The 22,728-nt window shown below is 53.7% G+C and carries 19 protein-coding genes; 13 read left to right on the forward strand and 6 right to left on the reverse strand.

What is annotated here, in order from left to right; genetic code table 11:
- The first annotated feature begins 39 nt into the window (after positions 1 to 39).
- Positions 40 to 1,419 carry an MATE family efflux transporter gene (locus V7775_RS17820; protein WP_335753270.1) on the forward strand — a complete coding sequence of 460 codons (1,380 nt, stop codon included), beginning with the start codon at positions 40 to 42 and terminating at the stop codon, positions 1,417 to 1,419.
- Positions 1,420 to 1,463: 44 nt separating this feature from the next.
- Here the strand turns inward: V7775_RS17820 and V7775_RS17825 are convergent, their stop codons facing one another.
- Positions 1,464 to 2,480 (reverse strand): alpha/beta hydrolase family protein, encoded by a 1,017-nt coding sequence (locus V7775_RS17825; RefSeq protein WP_335753271.1) that lies wholly within the window; start codon positions 2,478 to 2,480, stop codon positions 1,464 to 1,466.
- Between the two features lie 140 nt (positions 2,481 to 2,620).
- Here V7775_RS17825 and V7775_RS17830 point away from each other — a divergent pair, with 140 nt between their 5' ends.
- Positions 2,621 to 3,619 (forward strand): helix-turn-helix domain-containing protein, encoded by a 999-nt coding sequence (locus V7775_RS17830; RefSeq protein ID WP_335753272.1) that lies wholly within the window; start codon positions 2,621 to 2,623, stop codon positions 3,617 to 3,619.
- 12 nt (positions 3,620 to 3,631) lie between these two features.
- Here V7775_RS17830 and V7775_RS17835 read toward each other — a convergent pair whose 3' ends face one another.
- Positions 3,632 to 4,225: an HD domain-containing protein gene (locus tag V7775_RS17835; protein ID WP_335753273.1), complete on the reverse strand. Its 594-nt coding sequence runs from the start codon at positions 4,223 to 4,225 to the stop codon at positions 3,632 to 3,634.
- A 594-nt stretch (positions 4,226 to 4,819) separates the two neighbouring features.
- Here V7775_RS17835 and V7775_RS17840 point away from each other — a divergent pair.
- Positions 4,820 to 6,853, forward strand: coding sequence for an ATP-binding protein (locus tag V7775_RS17840; protein WP_335753274.1), 2,034 nt, complete (start codon positions 4,820 to 4,822; stop codon positions 6,851 to 6,853).
- A 334-nt stretch (positions 6,854 to 7,187) separates the two neighbouring features.
- Here V7775_RS17840 and V7775_RS24855 read toward each other — a convergent pair whose 3' ends face one another.
- Entirely contained in the window at positions 7,188 to 7,364 is a 177-nt protein-coding gene (locus V7775_RS24855) for a transposase (protein ID WP_443070142.1), read from the reverse strand.
- A 1,393-nt stretch (positions 7,365 to 8,757) separates the two neighbouring features.
- Between V7775_RS24855 and edd the strand changes: the two genes are divergently transcribed.
- Together edd and eda are read left to right on the forward strand one after the other, a co-directional pair.
- Positions 8,758 to 10,566 carry a phosphogluconate dehydratase gene (gene edd / locus V7775_RS17845; protein ID WP_335753275.1) on the forward strand — a complete coding sequence of 603 codons (1,809 nt, stop codon included), beginning with the start codon at positions 8,758 to 8,760 and terminating at the stop codon, positions 10,564 to 10,566.
- Between the two features lie 3 nt (positions 10,567 to 10,569).
- The gene (eda, locus tag V7775_RS17850) at positions 10,570 to 11,208 is read left to right on the forward strand and encodes a bifunctional 4-hydroxy-2-oxoglutarate aldolase/2-dehydro-3-deoxy-phosphogluconate aldolase (protein WP_335753276.1); all 639 of its coding nucleotides are present in this window, start codon (positions 10,570 to 10,572) and stop codon (positions 11,206 to 11,208) included.
- A 5-nt stretch (positions 11,209 to 11,213) separates the two neighbouring features.
- Here eda and V7775_RS17855 read toward each other — a convergent pair whose 3' ends face one another.
- Positions 11,214 to 11,606 (reverse strand): 5-carboxymethyl-2-hydroxymuconate isomerase, encoded by a 393-nt coding sequence (locus V7775_RS17855; RefSeq protein ID WP_335753277.1) that lies wholly within the window; start codon positions 11,604 to 11,606, stop codon positions 11,214 to 11,216.
- A gap of 84 nt (positions 11,607 to 11,690) precedes the next feature.
- On the opposite strand from V7775_RS17855, the gene hpaR reads away from it, so the two are divergent.
- Positions 11,691 to 12,158 carry a homoprotocatechuate degradation operon regulator HpaR gene (gene hpaR / locus V7775_RS17860; RefSeq protein WP_335753278.1) on the forward strand — a complete coding sequence of 156 codons (468 nt, stop codon included), beginning with the start codon at positions 11,691 to 11,693 and terminating at the stop codon, positions 12,156 to 12,158.
- 3 nt (positions 12,159 to 12,161) lie between these two features.
- On the opposite strand, the gene V7775_RS17865 is transcribed toward hpaR, so the two are convergent.
- Positions 12,162 to 13,814: a sulfatase-like hydrolase/transferase gene (locus V7775_RS17865; protein ID WP_335753279.1), complete on the reverse strand. Its 1,653-nt coding sequence runs from the start codon at positions 13,812 to 13,814 to the stop codon at positions 12,162 to 12,164.
- A gap of 184 nt (positions 13,815 to 13,998) precedes the next feature.
- Between V7775_RS17865 and V7775_RS17870 the strand changes: the two genes are divergently transcribed.
- On the forward strand, positions 13,999 to 14,928 hold the full coding sequence (locus tag V7775_RS17870) for a lipid A-modifier LpxR family protein (protein WP_335753280.1): 930 nt from the start codon (positions 13,999 to 14,001) through the stop codon (positions 14,926 to 14,928).
- Positions 14,929 to 15,041: 113 nt separating this feature from the next.
- Positions 15,042 to 16,112 (forward strand): Hint domain-containing protein, encoded by a 1,071-nt coding sequence (locus V7775_RS17875; RefSeq protein WP_335753281.1) that lies wholly within the window; start codon positions 15,042 to 15,044, stop codon positions 16,110 to 16,112.
- A 22-nt stretch (positions 16,113 to 16,134) separates the two neighbouring features.
- On the opposite strand, the gene V7775_RS17880 is transcribed toward V7775_RS17875, so the two are convergent.
- Positions 16,135 to 16,707: a TlpA family protein disulfide reductase gene (locus V7775_RS17880; RefSeq protein WP_335753282.1), complete on the reverse strand. Its 573-nt coding sequence runs from the start codon at positions 16,705 to 16,707 to the stop codon at positions 16,135 to 16,137.
- Positions 16,708 to 16,730: 23 nt separating this feature from the next.
- Here V7775_RS17880 and argH point away from each other — a divergent pair, with 23 nt between their 5' ends.
- From argH to V7775_RS17905, 5 genes are all read left to right on the forward strand, one after another.
- A complete protein-coding gene (argH, locus tag V7775_RS17885) occupies positions 16,731 to 18,122 on the forward strand; it encodes an argininosuccinate lyase (RefSeq protein ID WP_335753283.1) in 1,392 nt (463 codons plus the stop codon).
- Positions 18,119 to 18,289 carry a hypothetical protein gene (locus V7775_RS17890; RefSeq protein ID WP_335753284.1) on the forward strand — a complete coding sequence of 57 codons (171 nt, stop codon included), beginning with the start codon at positions 18,119 to 18,121 and terminating at the stop codon, positions 18,287 to 18,289. Before argH ends, V7775_RS17890 begins: the two co-directional genes overlap by 4 nt.
- Before the next feature lie 157 nt (positions 18,290 to 18,446).
- Entirely contained in the window at positions 18,447 to 18,764 is a 318-nt protein-coding gene (locus V7775_RS17895) for a DUF2834 domain-containing protein (RefSeq protein ID WP_335753285.1), read from the forward strand.
- A gap of 31 nt (positions 18,765 to 18,795) precedes the next feature.
- Positions 18,796 to 20,079 (forward strand): diaminopimelate decarboxylase, encoded by a 1,284-nt coding sequence (gene lysA, locus V7775_RS17900; protein ID WP_335753286.1) that lies wholly within the window; start codon positions 18,796 to 18,798, stop codon positions 20,077 to 20,079.
- Between the two features lie 21 nt (positions 20,080 to 20,100).
- The gene (locus V7775_RS17905; RefSeq protein WP_335753287.1) at positions 20,101 to 22,728 is read left to right on the forward strand and encodes a TIGR02302 family protein; all 2,628 of its coding nucleotides are present in this window, start codon (positions 20,101 to 20,103) and stop codon (positions 22,726 to 22,728) included.

Consider the following 22,728-nt stretch of genomic DNA (forward strand, 5'->3'; position numbering starts at 1 on the left):
AACGAGCGCCCTTTTTCGTTGCATCAGAAAGCCTCCCCAATGATCGAGTATGATCTTACGACAGGTCCGCTCAGCGGCCATTTCCGCCGCCTTGCGGTTCCTGCCGCCATCGGGATGCTGTTCAGTACGCTCTATAATATCGTTGATACGTTTTACGCAGGTTTTTTCGGCACGCAGGCGCAGGCAGGTCTAGCCGTTGGGTTTCAGGCATTCTTTATTCTGGTTGCGATTGGCTTTGGCCTCAGCTCCGCGATGAGCGCGTTGGTGGGCAATGCCAAAGGGCGCAAAGACGATGCTGATGCGCGCCACCTTGCAGTGCAAGGCATTGGGCTGGCGGTGGTCGCGACCATTGCGATGATGGTGATTGCCGTCCTTGCGGGGCCATCTTTAATCGCCGTTGTCTCGGAACCCGGCGCATACCGTGATGCGGGTCTGAGCTATTTCTATTGGCTGATCTTTGCCTTGCCCGGTTTCATCATCGGGCCGTCGGCAAACGGCATCCTTCAGGCGCGCGGTGATACGTTGACCATGCAACGTGCGCTGGTCGTCGCGTTTTTTGTGAATGTCGCGCTGAACCCGTTGCTGATGTTTGGCATTCCGGGTGTGATCGACGGGATGGGATTTAACGGGATCGCCTTGGCAACAGTTCTGAGCCAAACAGGTGTGGCTGTGTTTATCCTCAGCCGGGTCTTTGGTCGCGCAATGATGCAAGACCTTAAACTGTCCGAATTTATCCCCATTCCAGCGAAATACTATGAGATCATCGCCCAAGCGTTCCCTGCGGGCTTTGCGCTGTTAGTGACATTCTCCAGCGGCTTTATCGTGCAATATGCGCTTAAAGATTACGGTGAGGCCGCATTGGCAGCCTACGGGATCACCATGCGGATAGAGCAGTTATTCCTTTTACCTGCCCTTGGCATCACCATCTCGCTGGTGCCGATTGCGGCGCAAAACTATGGCGCGGGAAATCCGGAAAGGGTGCGTGAGGCTTTTCACCGTTGCTGGATGATTGGCGTTGTTATGACCATGGCGGCGTTCCCGTTTTTATGGTTCGGCGGGGCCTATGCCACGCGGATTTTCTCGGATGATCCCGAAGTTATTCGTATTTCGGCGCTGTTCCTCAAGGTTGAGGCGGTCATCCTGCCGATTTATGTGGTGCTGTTCTCGATCAACTCGTTGTTGCAGGCTTTGAAAAAGGCCGCTTGGACGATGTGGATAGGGATTTACCGTCAGTGGGTCGGTATCGCGTTTTTCATCTGGTTGTTTGTCTTTGTGATAGACGGCGGTCTGACAGGGGTTCGTATCGGCATCGCGGTTGGCGTTGGAACGGGACTATTGTTGTCGCTATGGATCGCTGTGCGTGTTGCCAAAGATCGGATCGGTGGTTTGGGCCGTCCCGAGATTTTTGCAAAGAGCTGAATTGGAGATTAGCAAGCGACGCGCTGGGCGTCGCTTGCTGGCGGTTACAGCCCCAGCTTGGAAGCAACCGCTGCTATGATGGTTTCATGCACTGCAACGCGATCGGTGCCAACAGGGTCGGTACAGACCGGATCGTCATCTTCTTCTTCCAAAATAGCTGCGCCGTGTGGCTTGCAGACAGGCAGCATCGAGAAATGGGCGGCTGGTACAATCGAGATGACATCCGCCTGTGGGATCACGGCAGGTAATTCGGCCAGATCAAAATCTGTTGCCAACAATCTGCTTTCGTCTTCACCCAAAGATACAAGGCTAATGCTTCGCACCAATTTGGAGGTTTCTTCGTCTCTCATGCCCCAGATCAGGCCCGGATCAACAGCAAATACCGAACTGATCCGCGGATCGCTATAATCAGAATCCCATTCGGTTGGTGAGACGTCTTGCAGCCCAACATTGCCGCGCATCAGGTCACCGCAATGACTCGATTTTGCGCCGTGCTCATTGCAGTGCGAAATATAGGCAGCGTGATTGCCCCGCATCCCGCCCAAGGACAGGGCAGTCCAACCGCCGTATGAAAAACCTGCAGCCATTATCCTGCCGGGGTCAATCGCGGCATTCATTTCAGGGTCAGCAAGGATGGTATCCAAAGCCAACTTGAGGTCTTGGGTGCGTGTCCAATGCTTTAGCCCTGCACCAAGGTCAAAATCCCTCCAAGTTGAATTGGGATGATTCATGGCGACAACAATTGCTCCTCGTTCAGCAAGGCCAGTAGAGAGCCACCCAAGCGAACGGATATGCCCGCCCATGCCGTGGCTCAGTAATACTAGCGGATATTTACCGGACGCCATTTCGGCGTCTTTAAGAACTGGCACCCCTACAAACACAGGGTTTTCAGCATAGGTCTGCACGGAGCCGCCGCCGCTGGTGGGGTAGTAGATCGCCCCGGTCAGGGCGCGCCCGTGATGCGGGGCATCAATGTTCAATTCCCGCACGCCAGCGGGATCAGCCAAGAGGGTCGTTGCGGAAACGATAAAAGCTGCAGCGGATTTAAGAATGATATTCATGTGGCTCTCCGGTGTTAAAGGTTTGATGAAACCTGAATGTGATAAAACCGGAATGCCGCGCGTCCTAAATCCTGATTGAGGTCGCCATGATCGCATTTTAGGACCATGTTGCACCGTGAATTGATGCGAAAGTTATCACCATGCCCAGCCTTCCGATCCCGATGTTCAGCGCCTTGGTGCTTGGCTTTTTACTCGTTCGGCTTTTGGTGGTAGATCGCCGGCACGGGCCGCTTGCGATGTTGCTGGCGCTATGTGCCTTGCAAGGGCTGATCATTTCGCTTGCGCAGCACTATCTAATGACTGGCGCACTTTACGTTCAACCCGTCACGGCCAGTATGATCCCGCCCATGGCATGGGTCGCGTTTCAGGCGACAGCAGTGCGCCGGATGGCGTGGCGTGATACGGTGCATTTGGGCGTGCCTTGCGCGGTGCTGGCGGTGATGGTTTTGCAACCCATAGCGCTTGATACTGTGATCCCTGCGTTGTTTGTCGGGTATGGGGCGATGATTGTTTGGACCTGCCTAAAAGGGGCAGATGCACTGCCGCGTATGCGTTTGGAAGCCGGAGAGCGCCCGGGCCGTATCTGGCAGATCATCGGGTGGTCATTGATGGCCTCCGCGCTGAGTGACGGGCTGATTGTCCTGGTTCAGATGATAGGTGCAGGACATTTGCAGCCCTGGATCATCAGCATCTACTCCTCCACAACCCTAATCCTGATTGGGGCGCTTACGTTATCGGGGGCCTTGAGCAACAGTGTGCCAGAGCCCATTGAGGAAAGCCGCACCTCCCGCGTCCCAGATCCGATGGATGCGCAGATCATGCAGCAGCTTGAAACCTACATGGCCCAAGCAAAGCCGTATCTTAATCCTGACCTTACATTGTCTCAGCTGTCGCGTCGGTTGCGCATTCCTATGAAACAACTGTCAGGTGCAATAAATCGCGTGTCGGGTGAAAATGTTTCTCGCTACATAAACGCCGCGCGCATTGCAGCCGCTCAGGATGCAATGCTGGCGGGCGAGAATGTGACCGTCGCGATGTTTGGGGCAGGATTCAACACAAAGTCTAATTTTAACCGAGAATTCCTGCGCATTACTACCTATAGCCCAACCGATTGGCTAACGGTTCAGCACGCTGATTAAGGGTAACGGACCTCAAAGGCCTATGGCTTCGCCTTCGCGGATAACTGCAGGATCATACGCCTTGCGCGCAAAAACCTCACGCAGCATTGGTTCAAAGTGGCTGAGCGGCTTTGTCACGTAATCTGGATCAAAGGAGGATTGATCCCAACGTTCGCAGAAGGCTGCGCAAGTATCAAAGCACGGATGATCGCGGAATTCGTCTCGCGCATTGCGATCCCATCCATAATGATGCCCAAAATACAATGTCTGGAAGATCCCGTGATGCTCTACTGTCCAAGCAACCTCCCAACGTACAAACGGACGGATGACTTCGGCGGAAAAGCGGTCGTGGTTTTGGGGGGCTAGGCCATCTCCGACATCGTGTAGCAATGCGCCAACGATCCAGTCAATATCAGCGCCTTCCGCCTCTGCGCGGGTCGCGGCCTGCAATCCGTGATGAAGGCGTGTGATTTTATATCCGTCCAGCGTGGCTGTATCTTGACGGTTTAACTCCTCAAGAACGCGGTCTGGGGTAAGGGCAAGATAGGGTTTTTCCAACTCCTCAAGCAGCGCATAGTCTTCTGCGGTGCCATCTTTCATCTGCGTGAATGTAACAGTTTTGGTCATGTGTGCCTCCGTTTCGTGGACGTTACGCGCAACAATTGAGACATGGCAAGTGATGAAAGGTAGGACATTTCATCTTCGAGAAATGGGAGTGCTCCTTTCTCGAAGATGTTTATCTTGGAAATCGGTTTTTTCGCAGCATAAATGGACCTCCGGTGAAACTGGTAACCATTGTCCCAAAAAGCGTGTCACATGAAATCTCAGTCCCGTCATGTGTCATGGGTGGTGAAGTTGCGGGGTACTCGGCTTTGTTTCACCTAACCCAAAAAGAATGCACGCGATGTTATTCACTGATCTCATCGGACGAATAACCAATACCGCACCGTTGACATCCGTGCTGCCCGCTTAAGGCGCCGTAATTATCGCTGCCATTGGCTAGGAATGCGCGGTTTTTTAAACCGACGTCGGACCCTATGTCACGCATTCGTTTCGGCGTATGGAGAGCTTTATTATTCGCAATGTACTGTTATTATTTATCATTTTTTGGCTGGTGTGTCGTCTGTAGCTGGCTGAAACCGGAAGGGTATAGGCGTTAAGGGGGAATTCATGACCAAGGACTAGATTGAGGTGATATCCTTTCACTGCGTGAGCTTGCCTATGAATTTATTTCTGCGTCGTTCTCTGGTCGGTTGCCTTTGCTTGCTACTGCTTTTGATGGGTAAGGCTGCAATGGCCGAAGCCTTGCATGAGCGCCCAGTTTTGCGTGCGCTGTATGCCGATTCAGTCCCCTACAGCTTTACTGGTGTTGACGGGAATGCGCAGGGATACAACATAGATGTGATCCGCCAATTGGCGGAGGTGGCTGGGTATCGGGTGCATTTTATTCCTGCAGAAAACCCTCAACAAATCCTTGATCTACTGGAACAAGGCAGGGCGGATTTGACGCCTTTTCTGGCGCTTACACCCGAGCATAGAGCGGCTGGGTTAGCGACATCTTCCTTGGGCGAATATGCTTTGTCGGTTTACGTACGCCGTGACAGGAAATTTGAAACGATAGAGGCCCTCGCGGGGATGCAGGTGGGCGTTGTACTAGGTGAAGTGACGCAGACTATAGTTGATCGGTTTCCGTTCGCACATATTGTTCAGTATAACTCTTCAGATGAGGTGTTGTTGCCATTGATGGCCGGCGAAATCGACGCAGTGGTCAGCGTAGCAGAGACATTCGAAGCAAGATTGCGTACCAATTTCATCGAAGACAAGGTGCGGCGCCTTAGCCCTGCTTTGACGACTGTTCCTTACGGGCTTATTGTCCGTCGCGATTTGCCTGACCTACATGCTGCACTTGAAGGGGCTATTCAGACCTCCGCCACACCGGCTGCTTTGATGCCGATGCGCGCCCATTGGTTCGGTAGTTCCCGTAGTATCACAGAACATCCTTGGTTCAGTAACGTCGCGTTGATTGTTGGGGGCATTGGGACTGCGATGGTTGCGTTGACAATTTATGCGGTGCGGTTACGTCGCCGCTCCGTACAGTTGCAGGTCGAGAACCGTGAAAATCAACTCCTTATTGATGCGTTTGATAAGACTCGTGGCGCAATCATTATTTTTGGGAGTGATATGAAGGGAGTGCATTGGAACGGGGGTTTTGAGAAACGCTTTCCTCAAATCGTTCCCAAGTTGTGCGAAGGGGCCGATATCGAAACGGTTGTTAAGTACGCTTATGCAAATGGCATCTTTCAATCTGAAATGTCGGATCAAGAGATTGGCGATTTTGCAACCCAAACAGTGCAACGTTTGCGGGCAGGTGGTACCGTTCAGCGGATTATTGAAACGCAAAGCGGCAACACATTTGATCTCAGTATGTTTCGCCTTGGTCGTCGGCACTTTGCGGCAATCTGGGTGGACGTTAGCGTGCTGTACCAGCAGCAGGCGCAGATTGCCCGTCAAAGCGAAGAGTTGGCGCGCAAGAACCAGCAACTGTTGGCCTTTTCAACTATGGCAGCACATGATCTCAAGGCACCATTGATGCAGCAGGCGACATTGATAGGCTTCATTCTTGAGGACCTAAGCGATGCAAAGATCAACTTGCCCTCAGCGGCACAAAGCAATTTTGACACTTTGACAGAGGTGTCACACAGGATGAATACTCTTGTGAGTGATCTGTTGAATTACGCAAGGTCGGATGTAGACGCCTCGAAAGCGGAGAGTTTTGTACCCAACTCCCGGCTTGATGGCATCCTCGCTTTGTCCGGAATTGACCCTAGAATAGAATTGGTGATCATGCCTAATATGCCCAAAATATTGGTTGAACCGAATTCCTTTGATTTGGTGATGCGCAACCTTATCACAAACGCGGCGAAGCATAATGATCAACTGGCTGGTCGGATCACCATACGGGCATTCAAACGGGATCAATCGGTTGTCATCGAAATAGAAGACGATGGGCCCGGCGTTCCAGAAAATCATCGCACGCGTATTTTTGAACCTTTCTGTCGATTGACCAAAGTGGAGGGCACTGGACTTGGCCTTGCATTTGTGAAAAAGACTGTGGAAAGCTGGGGCGGGGAAATCAACCTAAACGGGGCGCCTGTAAGAGGATGTGTTTTTGAAGTCAGCCTACCAGCGGGTCCCGATAACATAGCTTTCCTGACCCATCCAGAGGCCTTTACTGAGCGTTGTTGCACAACCTGAACTTAGACCGGATACCCGTTTTTCTTTTCTGGCCAGCGTTTAGCAATCGTCTTGGGAATGTGAGGTTTGGCGAAACCATTCAGGATAGAAGTGTTGACCAAATTCTTTGCACCCTGACCGCCAAAGGCTCGTTTGGTTTCACGTTGCGCCAGATGTTGCAGAAAAATAATCTGTTGCCCCACAGTGCATTTTCAACACATGAGAGCACTGGTGAAACAACTAAACGCGAGATTTGATCAAGTAAATCAAGAGGGGCATCACTCAGCAGGCATAACTGTAGGATGCAGCTGGGGCATTGCGCGTGCCATCAATCAGGAGATGTAATAATCCCTCTTTAAACACGATATGGGATGCTTGCAGCCGAGATAACCTTGCGACGACACAGCGTTCCAAAGTCTGGGGCTGACCCGCTCAAACAAGACAACTCAAGAAGGCTTTCTGCTAGGCCTGAGGTCGGCCCGTAAGATAAGTCGAACAGAGGTTTGAAGGTCAGACATACTTGGAGTGCCACATAGTTATGAGCTCAAAGCTAATCCCAGCGGCTCGAAAGGTTGGCCTTTCAAAGTTTTTCAGCGTCCAAACAACCTGAAGATGCTGCTTGACTAAGGAGCGATGACGAACCCCATTTTTTCAAGGTTAGATCAGAGCGATGCCGTGTATGTCGTCCGTGATCAATCGCGCACGGCTGCCAGCTGTCACGCTAGCCTTGCAACGTGAATTTCATCTGTCGATCTGTGTACCAAAGCTCCTCTGTGACGACCTTTCGCGAATGTATCTTGGTTGGTGATGCGGGGCCGATTATTGGTCTTGGGGGATGACTCTCTTAGGGGGGACGACGGGGACGAATCGCTTTTGGGCGGCGATGGTGCGGATATCCAAAGCTTCTTGTTTTCTGGACAAGGGGGCTAGGGCCTGAGCCTTCATGTAAAAAATATAGGGCGATTCAGGTAGTGGTCATAAAAAAGGAGAACATTATCTTGTTGACCTATTAGCAAATAGGTCCGCGCTAAGTTTTTCCGAGCCTCAGTATAATTTGAATTCAAACGAATTGCTCGCCTGTAGCTCTTCACTGTTTCGGAAAATCGGCCCATCGCGCTTAAGGCGATACCTGATAAATTATGGTGAGCTGGGAGCTTCAACCTGCTACTTTTTTTGAATACCTTTAAAACATTCTTAAATCGGCGTTGAGCGAGCTCTTGCTGAGCAAGATATAAGCTCGATCCGCGTGGTGGCAACATACTCGTTCCCAGCTTTCAATATTTGCTGTGTTTGAAATAGGCTCTGCCCATACATTCTTTCAATCATCGGATCTTGTCAGAACACTACGGTACGGCCTTCTAGTGATGTTGACGCTTTATCGGAATGGGCTGGACCTATCTGTACTATTTTTTACCCCCTAAGTCCTTTGAAAAAAAGAGAAATTGGGAGTATCCAACTGTCCTAAAAGCACTACGTCAACATCAGGAAGACGTGTATTTTGTTTCTGTTCGGATGTGATAGCAAGTAGCTACTCAGCAGAATTGAGACGATCAGCCTTGTTTTGCATAAATGCCCTCTATTCAAAAGGCGGCACAGCGCAGATCGTGCATGCGCGCTACTGGGCGGTACGAGATGCAATCCACTTTAGTTTCTTGGCGCGGTCTAAACCGCGCGGTGCCGTGCTTTGCAGTTCGAAGGGGAGCTTGATCCTCTGTATGAGGACGGAGGCGCTCGCTCGAGGTGACATTCACAAAGAGCTGAGCCGTCTAATTGTGGAGTGGTCGAGTGTTGTCTGTTCTAGGGGAATCTAGCCTTGCGGTCAGCAATCGTGTAGACATTACCTGCGTTAGAGAAAGAGACTTTTAAATTGTGAATATGTCGCTATGTTAGCGCTAACTTTAGCTTAGACCGATCAGGATTCCCATATGCCCGTACATCAGGACCTACAAAAGATCACCGACCGCATCGTTGCGCGCAGCGCGAAATCACGCGAGACGTATTTAGAGCGCATGAGTGCCGCGCGGGGCAAGGGCCCTTCACGCGGTCATTTGTCATGTAGCGGACAGGCACATGCATTCGCCGCGGCTGGGCCGGATCAAGGTGAATTAGCGACAGGACAGGGTGGCAATTTGGGCATCGTGACCGCGTATAATGATATGCTGTCTGCGCATCAGCCGTTTGAGCGTTACCCGACATTGATCCGCGACGCGGTGCGGGCGAATGGTAGCACTGCGCAGGTTGCAGGTGGCGTGCCAGCAATGTGTGATGGCGTGACCCAAGGTGAGGCGGGCATGGAGCTTAGCCTGTTTTCCCGCGATTTGATTGCAATGGCGGCGGGTATTGCCCTCAGCCACAACACGTTTGACGCGTCAGTGTATCTAGGCGTCTGTGATAAGATCGTTCCGGGACTGGTAATCGGTGCGCAGGTGTTTGGGCATTTGCCTGCTGTGTTTATTCCTGCAGGTCCGATGACAAGCGGTTTGCAGAACGACGAAAAAGCCAAGGTGCGCCAGAAGTTTGCGGCGGGTGAATGTGGCCGTGATGAGCTGATGGCAGCCGAGATGGCAGCCTACCATGGTCCGGGTACATGCACGTTTTATGGCACGGCGAATACCAATCAGATGTTGATGGAGTTCATGGGGCTGCACCTGCCGTCTTCCAGCTTCATCAATCCGGGTGCGGAAGTCCGCGACGCGCTTACGATTGAAGCGGCCCACCGCGCGCTTTCGCTGAGTGATCTGGGGGATAACTATACGCCAGTTTGCGAAATCCTATCTGAGAAGACATTTGTGAACGGCATGGTTGGCCTGATGGCCACGGGCGGTTCGACCAACCTGCTGATCCACCTTATTGCGATGGCGCGTGCTGGCGGGATCATTCTGGACTGGCAGGACTTCTCTGATGTTTCTGATATCGTACCGTTGCTGGCGCGGGTGTATCCAAACGGCTTAGCGGACGTAAACCACTTCCACGCGGCTGGCGGTCTTGGCTATATGATTGGCGAGTTGCTAGGGGCAGGGTTGCTGCATCCCGATACAAAAACAATCGCGGGTGACGGCCTGCACAACTACACCCAAGAACCATTTATGGAAGACGGCGCGCTTGCATGGCGCGCAGGTACGTCCAAAAGTTTGAATGAACGTATTTTGCGGCCTGCGTCAGAACCGTTTGCAACGTCTGGCGGCCTTAAGCGGTTGTCGGGCAGTCTTGGTACAAGTGTGATCAAGATATCTGCCGTTGACCCGGCGCATCATGTGATCGAAGCGCCCGTTCGCGTGTTCCATGATCAAGATGAGGTGAAGGCAGCGTTCAAGGCAGGCGAGTTTACGGGTGATGTCATCGTCGTGGTTCGTTTCCAAGGTCCCAAGGCCAACGGCATGCCAGAGCTGCACAGCCTCACGCCGATGCTCGGTATCTTGCAAGGACGCGGCTATAAGGTGGCGCTGGTCACGGATGGGCGGATGTCTGGTGCATCGGGCAAGGTACCCGCTGCGATCCACGTCAGCCCCGAAGCACTGGATGGCGGCCCAATCGCCTATCTCCAAGACGGTGATGTGCTGCGTTTGGATGCCGCCACTGGCACGTTGGAGATATTGACCCATGGAGTGCTTGACCGTGAAGCTGTCACCGCTGATATGAGCCACAATAACTATGGAACAGGGCGTGAACTATTTGCGCCATTCCGCAATGCCGTCGGTACTGCCGACACTGGCGCAACTGTATTCGGGAGCTAACCCATGACGAACGACACTGCTTTTATCCGTGAGCTTGCTGACCTCGCTCCTATCATTCCCGTACTTGTGGTCGAAGATGTAGCCCACGCTGTGCCCCTTGCCGAAGCCTTGGTGCGTGGCGGTTTGCCCGTACTCGAAGTGACACTGCGTACTGAGGCCGCTTTGGACGTGATCGCTGCAATGGCAACCGTCAAAGGCGCGCGTGTTGGTGCGGGTACTTTGGTCACAAAGGATGATGTTACGGCAGCTATTGCGGCTGGCTCGACTTTTGGTGTGACACCCGGTTCACCAGCGGCTTTGATCGATGCCTGTCTTGCGGCGAACCTGCCCTTGTTACCCGGTGCTGCAACCGCGACCGAAGCAATGACCCTACAGGCGCGTGGCTTTGAAGTGCTCAAGTTTTTCCCCGCAGAAGCTGCGGGCGGGATCAAAACACTTAAAGGTTTGGGCGGCCCGCTAGCGGGAATTTCGTTCTGCCCAACGGGTGGCGTAAGCGCTTCCAATGCAGTTGATTATCTCGCACTGCCAAACGTGGTGTGCGCTGGCGGCAGCTGGATTGCGCCACTGGATCTGGTCAACGCAGAGAAATGGGATGAGATCGAAGCCCGTGCACGCGTGGCTGCAGCCTTGCCGCGCGGTTAAATTATCTAGGCCATATCTGCGGGAAGATATTCGCGAATTGAGCTGGTCTTTCGGCTAAACTCGGCGTTGATATCACGCATTTCAAGGGACAGCATAAAGGGGTGTGCCGCCATATGGGCGGCACTAAACTGCTTTGCCGCATTGAATATTTCGTCAGTTGCATTGGTTTTGGCCTCGTCGCTGCGGCCAGCAAGCAGGCGAACTGAAATGTCGATAAACCCATGGCGTGGATCACCGTCAGCGATCACGCTATGGGTGCACGAAATGGCACGAACGCGAATCCCGGCAGGCGGAAATACGCCCGTTCCTGCAGCAGCGTTTTTCAGTACTGTGCAAAACTCGTACATATCTAGGGCGCTTTCTAGATTGGCTGAATATTCCAATGTGATATGCGGCATCTGTACTGTTCCTTGATAACGGTTGATTTGTTAATTAATGATATAGGATATGTCAACGCACTAGCGATGGCTCAAAGTGAGGCTATGAAAAAAGACGATACATCTTCCCCGGCAACGTCGCCATTGCGACGTACCGATCGATCGCTGCCTATTGCGCTGCTTAGAGCACGCGAAACGGTTATGGGTCCTGTTAGAGAAATGCTGGCAGGCAGCTCTGTCAACGAACAAAAGTGGCGTGTACTGCGCGTGCTACAAGAAGGCGGAGCGCAGGACCAAAACACGATTGCGCAGCGTGCATGCCTTTTGCTTCCCAGTCTGACCCGTATTTTGCGTGTGATGGAGGCCGATAGCCTTGTCTCGCGCCATGAGGACCATGCCGACCGCCGCCGCAGTATCGTGACAATTGAAAAAGCAGGCCGTGCCATTCTTGACGAGCGCGGCGGACAAGCTGCGGCATTGGTTGCTGATTTGCGTGCCAGCTATGGGGACGAAAAATTCGAACAGCTGCTTGATTTGCTCGAAGACCTTCAGAACGTTGAGATCCGGCCCTGAGGCCTAGATTTCTGTATCTTTGATCGTGTGGTTCTGGCGTGCGCGCCCTCGGTATTTGACGGTCAATTCTTCGTTAACTTCTGATCCATCATAGAGGAAAGGAAGGATGCCTTTGCGTCCTGAATTTCCTCGCATGGCCTTGATATCGTCCTCTGACTTGGTAACGCGCTGTGACATCCGTCGGCCCCACCTGGCTAACATTTCATATAGACGGTCAATCTCCGCCTGATGGGTGTCTCCTTTTGCTAGGTCGACAAATTCATCGGGATCTTCGGACAGATCAAACAACATGGGACGAAACCCGCCCTCGGCATGCATCATTTTATAGCGGCCATCAAAAACCATAAACAGCCGGGCATCGCGCGGCTCCAGTCCCAGTTTTACGCATTGAGGTGTCGCAGAATAGTCATATTCCGAGATGACATATTCGCGCCACTCGGGCGTCTCTGCGCGCAACCATGGGAGTAGGGAACGCCCCTCAATGATGTGATCGGGTACTTTATCGCCAGCCGCATCGACAAAGGTGGCGGCCAGATCAATGCTTTCTACCAAGGCATCACAGGTTGTCCCGCGTGTCGCATCAGCGCTGTTGCGTGGATCATAGATGATCAGCGGTACTTTTACGGATTGTTCGTGGAATAAATCCTTTTCGCCCATCCAATGATCGCCCAAATAATCGCCATGATCAGAAGTAAGGACAATCATCGTGTCTTTGAGCGTATCTGTCGCCTCCAAATGGTCGAGCAGGCGGCCCAGTTGGTCGTCACATTGTTTGATAAGGCCCATGTAGGCAGGGATCACCTTGTCGCGGACTTCCTCGCGGTGAAACGCCTGCGCAATCTTGTTGCTTTGATAGGCGCCGTAAACGGGATGCGGGTCTTCGCGCTCCATATCATGGCGCCGCGCCGGGGGCACATCATCTGGGCCGAACATGTTGTGGTAGGGCGCTGGCACGATGTAGGGCCAGTGCGGTTTGATAAAGCTAACGTGCGCGCACCAAGGGCCCTTAGCCTGTTCCATAAACTCAATGGTTTGGGTGGTTAGCCACGGCGTTTCACTGTCTTCTTCGCGGATGTTGGCGGGCTTATCGGCATTGCGAAACATCCAGCCAGACGCGATCTGGTCATCGGTGACCGCTGCGTTCGCGTAATCTGCCCATGGGTTTTCGCCGTCATACCCCTTTGATTTTAGGTATTCATTATAGGGCGAACGTTTTTCATCATAGTACCCGTCTGGCCCTTGGCCCCAAAGACCATCATCACGCGCCCACGCATCAAAGCCACATTCAGCTTGGCGTGCGCCTATCGTGCTGTCTGGCGCAAGGCCTAGACGTTCCATTCCTTCGGCATCGGCTTTCATATGGGTTTTGCCTAGCAGCCAGCAATCCATTCCCGCCTTGCGCAAATGATCGCCCAAGGTCAATTCACCCACCCGTAATGGAAAGCCGTTCCATTGCGCGCCGTGGCTGGAGGCATAACGGCCTGTATAATAACACATTCTGCTGGCACCACAGATTGGAGATTGTACATAAGCATTGCTAAACCGAACGCCCATTTCCGCAACCCGGTCAAAATGAGGCGTCTTCAAATGTGGGTGGCCAGCACAACTTAGATAATCAAATCGCAGCTGGTCGTACATTATGAACAAAATATTCATGGCACAGTACCTCCCGTTTTCAGGAGCTAACCACATCTGCCCTGTGATATTCTAGTGCAGATGCGTGGCATCAATGACGCAATCCAAGATAGTTACGAAATTTGACAACTGCTTGCTTGGCTCGAATCGAGGTTTTGGCGTAACTGGAAGTCCGCTGTGGGGGCGCTAAACGACAGGAATTTCGATGCTTAAACATGTCGCTGGCTCACTCACGGCACTTGTGCTTTCCCTTATGATGATCGTCCCAGCAGCGGATGCTGGTGAGCGTACTAAGCTTGGCTATGGTCGGTTGATGACGAACGACTATTTTGGGGATGGCAAAGACCGCTGGCGCACGGGTTCTTGGACATCTTCGCGGGTCTGGGGGTCGCAGTGGGACGGGAAAGCACCAAATAAGTTTGGTGATCTGATCGAGCTGCGCCTGTCCTCTGAAATCTTGGCTCCTGATAATTTGACACGCGCTGCTGCTGGGGATCGCGCCTATGCAGGTGCTTTGTCTATCGGTGCACACACCCATTTCACATGGCAGGGTTTAGATGCGGCCCTTGGTGCTGATATGGTGGTTACCGGGTCTGATACGGGTCTTGGCACTTTCCAACGTGCGGTTCACAAAGTTTTAGGTGTACGCCAACCGTCCCAAGTGACGTTGAACGATCAAATCTCAAATGGGTTCCACCCGACTGTAGTTGCGGAGCTTGGCCGCGACCTTCTCATCGCGCCGCGGGTTCATCTGCGTCCGTTTCTTGAGGGCCGTGCAGGTGCTGAAACCATGGTACGGGTAGGGATGGATCTTACCTTTGGGTCGGTGGGCGTTGGTGAGTTGCTGGTCCGCGAAAATGTTACAGGTCACCGCTACCGTGTGATTGCGGACGAAGAGGCCACCGGATTTTCCTTCTTGCTGGGTGCAGATATTGCCCATGTGAGTGACAGTATTTACCTCCCTGAAGAGGACGGCTTTGAGTTGACCGACAGCCGTGATCGCGTCCGTGCGGGCGTGCACTGGCAGGGGGAACGGGCAACTGCGTTTTATGGCCTGACGTATCTGGGCGAAGAGTTTGAAGCGCAGAAAGAGGGCCAGGTTGTTGGATCAATCCACATCAATCTAAGTTTTTAGATCGGCCCAATCGCAACAGGTGTTGCGGATGTGTCATTATGTCTTTTCAGAGCCTCATGAATTTGTTAACAAGAGATTAATAAAAAAAGAAACTGAGGCAGGCGAGACAGTAAATGGGAACGGGCTTTCGAGGCACGTTCGTCATATCCTGGTCGCAAACAGAAATTGATGGTCTTGATGCTGCACCAATGCAGTCATTGAGTGTGGGTGCCGCTTGGGCATGGCGTGGTGACGCTGTGCGTGTGGATGGGCCGTCAGATGTGTTGCGACTGGACGAGGCGGACGGAACAGAGAATTTACGCAGACGGGCCGCACGTATGGTGCACCGGCTGGTGGGTGCGGCGTTTGAACGTGAAGCAGGTCCGCGCGCGTGGGATGCTAAGGGTGATAACTCGCCGCTGATGGATAACAGTTTTGTCGTCACGGACGGCGGTAAAAGTTATAGCGTGACGTTGATCGAAGTTGGTGGCGGCAGCAAGCCATTGCTGATGTTCCTCAATGAGATGCCTCCGCGCAATTGCGATCTATGGATCGTGCATCATACCTTGGGCACGACGGTTCCAAAAGACGCAGGGCCCCAGCAGGGCGGCGTCATTTGCTTTACGCCGGGAACACGCATTCGCACAGAATACGGCACATCCCTTATCGAAGACCTGAACGAAGGCAATCTGGTTCAGACAAAAGACAATGGATTGCAGCCACTTCGTTGGATCGGCAAACGGCGTATGTCGGGTGCGCGTCTGTTCGCAATGCCTAGGCTGCGGCCCGTTCGCATTGCGGGCGGTGCGTTCGGAATTGAACGGCCTGATACTGATTTGCTGGTCTCGCCAGAGCACCGGATGCTGATCACAGGCCCTCAGGCGCAGGCATTGTTCAACACTTCAGAAGTGTTGGTTGCGGCAAAAGATTTAATTAACGGCAAAACGATCACCGTAGACATGCAAGTGCGTGAGGTGACCTACATCCATGTTTTGCTTGAACAGCATCAGGTGCTTTGGGCCAACGGGCTGGAAACTGAAAGCTTCCATCCAGCCTCGGCTGCGTTTTCAACGCTAGATCAAAGCGACCGTCAGCGCCTGTTGGCGGAGTGTCCTGAACTGGAACAAGATCCGCACACATACGGCAGCTTTGCCCGGCGGACATTGTCCTCATCCGAGGCCGCGATACTAACACACGCGGCCTAATGTCCGATATCGGCGGTTGGGTTTAACCTTCTTTGCGGGCTGCGATCAGGGCTTTGATGATACTTTTGGCGCTGTCACCAGCCCAATCAGCATCGCCGCGCAGGCGCGCAATTTCGCGGCCTTCGGGGTCAAGCAAGACTGTGATCGGCAGTCCAAACACACCCATCTGGCTGGCCAGCGCTTGTTTGGGGTCCATGTGGCGGGGCAGATTGGTGATGTCTGTATCTTCAAAGAACTTCTTGATCCCAACGACTGAGTTACGCCCTGTTGCAATGGTTAATACTTCAAAATCGTCACCGCCCAATTCGTCCTGCAATTCGGACAGGTGAGGCATTTCTTTGCGACACGGTGCGCACCATGTTGCCCAGAAGTTCAGCAAAATATATTTGCCCTCGTAGTCTTCTAGGGTCGCACGACCTTTATCATCTTCCAGATCAAAGGCAGCAGATGAAGTGGCCTTTGGCGTGCTGTGAACCGCCAGCTTTTTCATGTCCCCCGCAATCAGCGGTGATATGATATCTATGTCCGCAGCAAGCGCAGGGTTTGCACCTGTTGTCAGGGCCGTATAGACGAGAGCTAGCAACAGTTTCTTCATGGGTCCCTCCGGGGAATAGGCAAATGACAGACAAGACTTCCAATAAAATGTGGGGCGGCCGTTTTGCCGCTGGTCCTGACGCGATCATGGAGGCAATCAATGCCTCGATCAGTTTTGACAAGCGAATGGCAGCCCAAGATATTGCTGGGTCTCGTGCCCATGCTGCAATGTTGGCGGCACAGGGCATCATTGAGACTAACGATGCCGAAGCCATCAGGGAAGGCCTGCTCACGGTCTTGTCAGAAATTGAGGGCGGAACGTTTGAATATTCCACCGCGCTTGAAGATATTCACATGAACGTTGAGGCGCGCCTGAAAGAAGTGATTGGTGAGCCCGCAGGCCGCCTACACACAGGCCGTTCGCGTAATGATCAGGTTGCGACCGATTTCAAGCTATGGGTGCGTGACCAGTTTGACGCCGCCGAGGGGGCGCTTTTGGCGCTGATCCGCGCGCTTTTGACGCAAGCCGAAGACGGCGCAGATTGGGTGATGCCCGGTTTCACACACCTACAAACAGCTCAACCTGTAACATGGGGCCATCATATGATGGCTTACGTCGAAATGTTTGGCCGCGATTTAAGCCGTATGCGTGATGCACGCGCGCGGATGAACGAAAGCCCGTTGGGTGCTGCCGCACTTGCGGGGACGTCCTTTCCGATTGATCGCGAAATGACAGCAGCGGCGCTTGGCTTTGATCGTCCAGCGGCCAACAGCCTTGATGCGGTCAGCGACCGTGACTTTGCGCTCGAATTTCTAGGTGCTTCTAGCATTTGTGCCATGCACCTGAGCCGCTTTGCCGAAGAATTGGTGATTTGGTCCTCCGCGCAGTTCCGCTTTGTTACGTTGTCGGATCGTTTCTCAACGGGCTCGTCGATCATGCCGCAAAAGAAGAACCCAGACGCTGCCGAGCTGATCCGCGCTAAAATTGGCCGTATCTTTGGCGCTAATGTTGCGTTGATGATGGTGATGAAAGGCCTGCCTTTGGCGTATTCCAAAGACATGCAAGAAGACAAGGAACAGGTATTTGACGCTGCTGATAACCTGATGCTGGCGCTGGCCGCGATGGACGGGATGGTCCGCGACATGAGCGCCAACCGCCCACAGCTTGCCGCTGCTGCGGGAAGCGGTTTCTCGACCGCTACTGATCTGGCCGACTGGCTGGTGCGTGTATTAGGCCTGCCGTTTCGCGATGCACACCACATTACGGGATCTTTGGTGGCAATGGCGGAAAAACAAGGCTGTGATCTGCCCGATTTGACGCTGGAACAGATGCAATCAGAGCATGCTGGGATCACAAAAGACGTATTCAACGTGTTGGGCGTGGATAATTCGGTCAATTCCCGTATGTCATATGGCGGTACGGCTCCCGCGCAAGTGCGTGCGCAGGTCGCGCGGTGGAAGGACCTAATCGAATGAAAAAGATGATTATTTTGTCTGCGTTGATCTTGGCTGCATGTGGCGTGGACGGTGAACCGGTGCAGCCCACTGGCGGTGTGAAAGTTACCCTTTCCTCGTCAGGTGTTGGTCTTGGTGCGAACGTTGGCCTCAAAAAAGGCCCGCTGCGGATTGGTTTGGGCCTGTGAGATTATTGATCGTTCCAGTTGTGTTGTTTGTGGCGGCATGTGTGCCACCCCAACAAGCACGCCAGAACGAGGTGTCACCGCATCAGGAACCTTCAAACACAACGCCAGGTGTCCATGTAAGTGGGTATGCTAATATCGGCGTAAAGCGGAGTTTTTGATGTCAGTCCTACGGATGCTATATCTTTTGCTGGCTGTTTGGGGGGCGATCCACCCAATGTATTATTTCGTCCAGTGGTTTCAGGAAAACGGCTGGGATATCATGGCTATGGTGGATGCATGGCATGTTAATGTGGCGGCCAGCGGGTTGGTTTGGGATCTGACGATTTCCGCTATTGCACTGACCATCTGGATCATCGCCGAGGTCACTACTCGGCGGAACTGGGGGGCGTTGATCGCTATTCCAGCAACGTTTTGCATCGGGGTAAGCTGCGGCTTGCCTCTTTATCTATTTCTACGCTCGGCACCTGTCCGCTAGGGCAGGCCTGAGACTATAAGGTTATCTACGAATGGATCACTTCCTGTATCGCGACGGCACATTGTTTGCCGAAGATGTTCCCGTGTCTGAAATCGCAGCAACTGTTGGCACGCCGTTTTATGTCTATTCAACCGCGACGTTATTGCGCCATTTTCAGGCGTTTGACGAGGCGTTGGAAGGCATGGAGCACTTGGTCTGTTATGCCATGAAGGCCAACTCCAATCAGGCGGTTTTGCGCACGTTAGCGCAGGCGGGTGCGGGTATGGATGTGGTGTCCCAAGGTGAATATCTGCGCGCCCGTGCTGCCGGTGTTTCAGGGGACAAAATTGTGTTTTCTGGCGTTGGCAAAACGGGGGAAGAAATTCGCGTGGCGCTTGAAGGTGGCATTCGCCAGTTTAACGTCGAAAGCGAACCCGAGATGGAAGTGCTTAACGCAGTGGCGCTGGAGCTTGGCAAAGTGGCGCCGATCACCATTCGCGTTAATCCGGATGTAGACGCCAAAACCCACGCCAAAATCGCGACAGGAAAATCCGAAAACAAATTCGGTATTCCAATTGCCCGCGCGCGGGATGTTTACGCGATGGCGGCTGCGATGCCCGGCCTTAACGTGATCGGGATCGATGTGCACATCGGTTCGCAATTGACCGATCTCGCGCCATTTGAGCAAGCCTACCTAAAGGTCGCAGAATTGACGGAGCAGCTGCGCGAAGATGGTCATACGATCACGCGTCTTGATCTGGGTGGCGGCCTTGGCATCCCCTACGAGACCAGTAACGAAGCGCCTCCACTGCCTGCGGAATATGGCGCAATGGTGAAACGTACCCTTGGGCATCTGGAATGCGAGATCGAGATCGAACCGGGTCGTTTGATTGCGGGCAATGCAGGCCTGATGATCAGCAAAGTAATCTATGTTAAATCCGGTGAGGGGCGTGATTTTCTCATCCTTGATGGTGCAATGAACGATCTGATCCGCCCCGCCATGTACGAGGCGCATCACGATATCATTCCCGTGCAAGAAGCTGCAGCCGGAGCCGAGAAACAACCTTATGACATTGTCGGCCCCGTTTGCGAATCTGGTGATACCTTTGCCAAGCAGCGCAACATGGTGGCGATGGCCGCAGACGACCTTGTGGCGTTCCGCAGTGCGGGCGCATATGGCGCGGTAATGTCTAGTGAGTATAATTCGCGGGCCCTTATCCCCGAAGTTCTGGTGCACGGCGATCAATTTGCGGTTATCCGCCGACGTCCAACCTTTGACGAAATGATAAATCGCGATACCATCCCTGAATGGCTTGAGGCGCATCCCGCGACCTGAGCCCGCCTTTGAGAGGTCGCTATGGTTCAATTCACCCCGAATGATCTGCGTCGCACGTTGATCGGTTTGCGTCGGCCATTGCGGCTGACACGTTTGGGGATGGTTGCCGAACTGGCTGTTCGGGCCTTTTGGCCGTTGCTCACGATCATCTTGCTAGCCCTTGCCGCTGCGATGATGGGGCTGCATGAAATTATCCCGATTGAGGCACTTTGGTCCGTTGTCGGTTTGACGGTTGGAGCAGGGCTTTGGGCGGTCGTGTATGCCGTTCGGCGTTGGATGTGGCCAACACAGGCGGATGCAATGGAACGCCTTGATAACAGCTTGGCAGGCCGCCCACTAACCGCGTTATTGGACGATCAGGCCATTGGTGGTCAAGATGAGGCATCCGCCGCAGTTTGGCGCGCGCACAAGCGCCGGATGGCGCAGCGGGCTGCCGCAGCCAGCGCAGTTGCGGGCGATTACCGCGTGTCTTCACGTGATCCATTTGCGTTTAGGCTGGTTGCCGTTTTAGCTTTTGCTGTTGCCTTGCTGTTCGGATCGGTTTGGCGTGTTGGAACGGTTGCGCAAATGGCCGCTGGTGGAAACACAGGCTTGGCGTCTGGCCCTGTTTGGGAAGGTTGGGCCGAACCGCCCCGTTATACTGGCAAACCAACGTTGTATCTTAACGATTTGGCTGAGGGACCGCTTGAGCTGCCTGCGGGCACATTGATTACCATGCGGCTATACGGCGAAGTTGGCGCGCTGGAGGTTTCGGAGGGGGTATCTGGCAAGGTTGCCCAGACTGATCCCGATGCCCCACCGCAAATGGCGTTCGATTTTAAGGTCACCCAGAGTGGCAGTATCACTGTGGATGGGCCAAGTGCGCGCGCGTGGGATGTAACGGTTCGGGCTGACGAGGCACCGGAAATTACGATCCTTGGCAAACCCGAAGTTGCCGCATTGGGTGAGATGCGTCTGCCGTTTGCGGCCAAAGACGACTACGGCGTGGAAGCTGGCGAAGCGCGGATTAAACTTGAACTGGCATCTGTTGAGCGGCGTTATGGCCTTATGTCTGAGCCAGATGCACGACCAGAGATCACAATCCCGCTGCCGATGCCGATTGCTGGTGGGCGCAGTGCGTTTGAGGAAAACCTGATAGACGATTTTTCGCAGCACCCATGGGCGAACTTGCCTGTAACGATTGCGATGACAGCGCTAGATGCAGCTGAGCAGGAGGCCCAGACCGCGCCGATGCAAATGACATTGCCGGGACGGCGGTTCTTTGATCCGGTGGCGGCCGCTGTAATCGAAATGCGCCGCGATATTTTATGGGCTCGGACAAATGCCCGCCGCACAGCACAGGTATTGCGTGCGGTTAGCTATCTGCCGCAGGACGCTTTTCGCTCAGAAACAACGGCACTACGTTTGCACAAGCTGATTGGTCGGATTGAAACACACGCGCGTTTCGGGATGAACGAGGAAAACCAGAATGATCTGGCCCAAGACATGTGGGATCTTGCGCTTGAGCTGGAAGAAGGTGATCTGGATGATGCCCGTGAGCGGATGCGCCGCGCCCAAGAGCGCCTGAACGAGGCCATGAAGAATGGTGCGTCCGAGGAAGAGATTGCAGAGCTGATGCAAGAGTTGCGCCGCGCAACCGAAGATTTCATGCAACAATTGCAGCGCGAGCAGGCTGAGCGCCGTAATCAACAGGACCCTGGTGACAGAGAACAAGGCGAGACGATCGAAATGACGCAGGATGACCTGCAGCGTATGATGGACCATATCCAAGAGCTGATGGAGCAAGGCCGGATGGCCGAGGCCGAACAAGCGCTCAAAGAGCTCCAAGAGATGATGGAGAACATGCAGGTCACCGAAGGCCAACCCGGTGAAGGTGGGAAATCTCCGGGTGAGCAGGCGATGGAAGGCCTTGCGGATACGCTTCGCGAGCAACAAGGATTAAGTGACCAGGCCTTTCGTGATCTGCAAGAACAGTTCAATCCAAATGCTCAGGCGGGGGAAAGCCAAGGCAATGAGGGCCGCAATGGTGGTCAGGGCCGCGGTGAAAGCCACGAGGGTCAAGGCCAAGGCGAAGGGCAGCAAGATGGTGAACAAGGCGGCGGTGGGGATCAGCGCCAAGGCGAGAGTCACGGGCAGGGTCAAGGCCAAGAGGAAAGTCTTGCACAGCGCCAGCAACAACTACGCGACGAGCTGAACCGCCAAGAAGGCCAGATGCCGGGCGCTGGAACGCCAGAGGGAGATGCGGCGCGCGATGCATTAGGCCGTGCAGGCGAGGCGATGGATCAAGCCGAACAAAACCTACGGGATGGCGATTTGGCAGAAGCGATCGATAATCAGTCCCAAGCGATGGACGCCCTGCGTGACAGCATGCATTCCCTTGGTGAGGCGCTGGCGGAAGATGAACGTAACCAGCAACCGGGCCAAGGCACACAGCGAAGCGAACGGGAAGCAAATAACCGTGATCCGCTGGGCCGTGGTCAACCCGACGGAACCGATGGACCGAATGAAGGCGGCAGGCGGATCGATTCCGACGGAGATGTCTATGGCCGTGCGCGTGAATTGATAGATGAAATCCGCCGTCGCTCAAGAAATACGTCGCGCCCCGAAGTGGAACGCGACTATCTTAATAGGTTGTTGGATCGGTTCTAA

The organism is Sulfitobacter sp. (assembly GCF_036960155.1).
Taxonomy (GTDB): Bacteria; Pseudomonadota; Alphaproteobacteria; order Rhodobacterales; family Rhodobacteraceae; genus Sulfitobacter.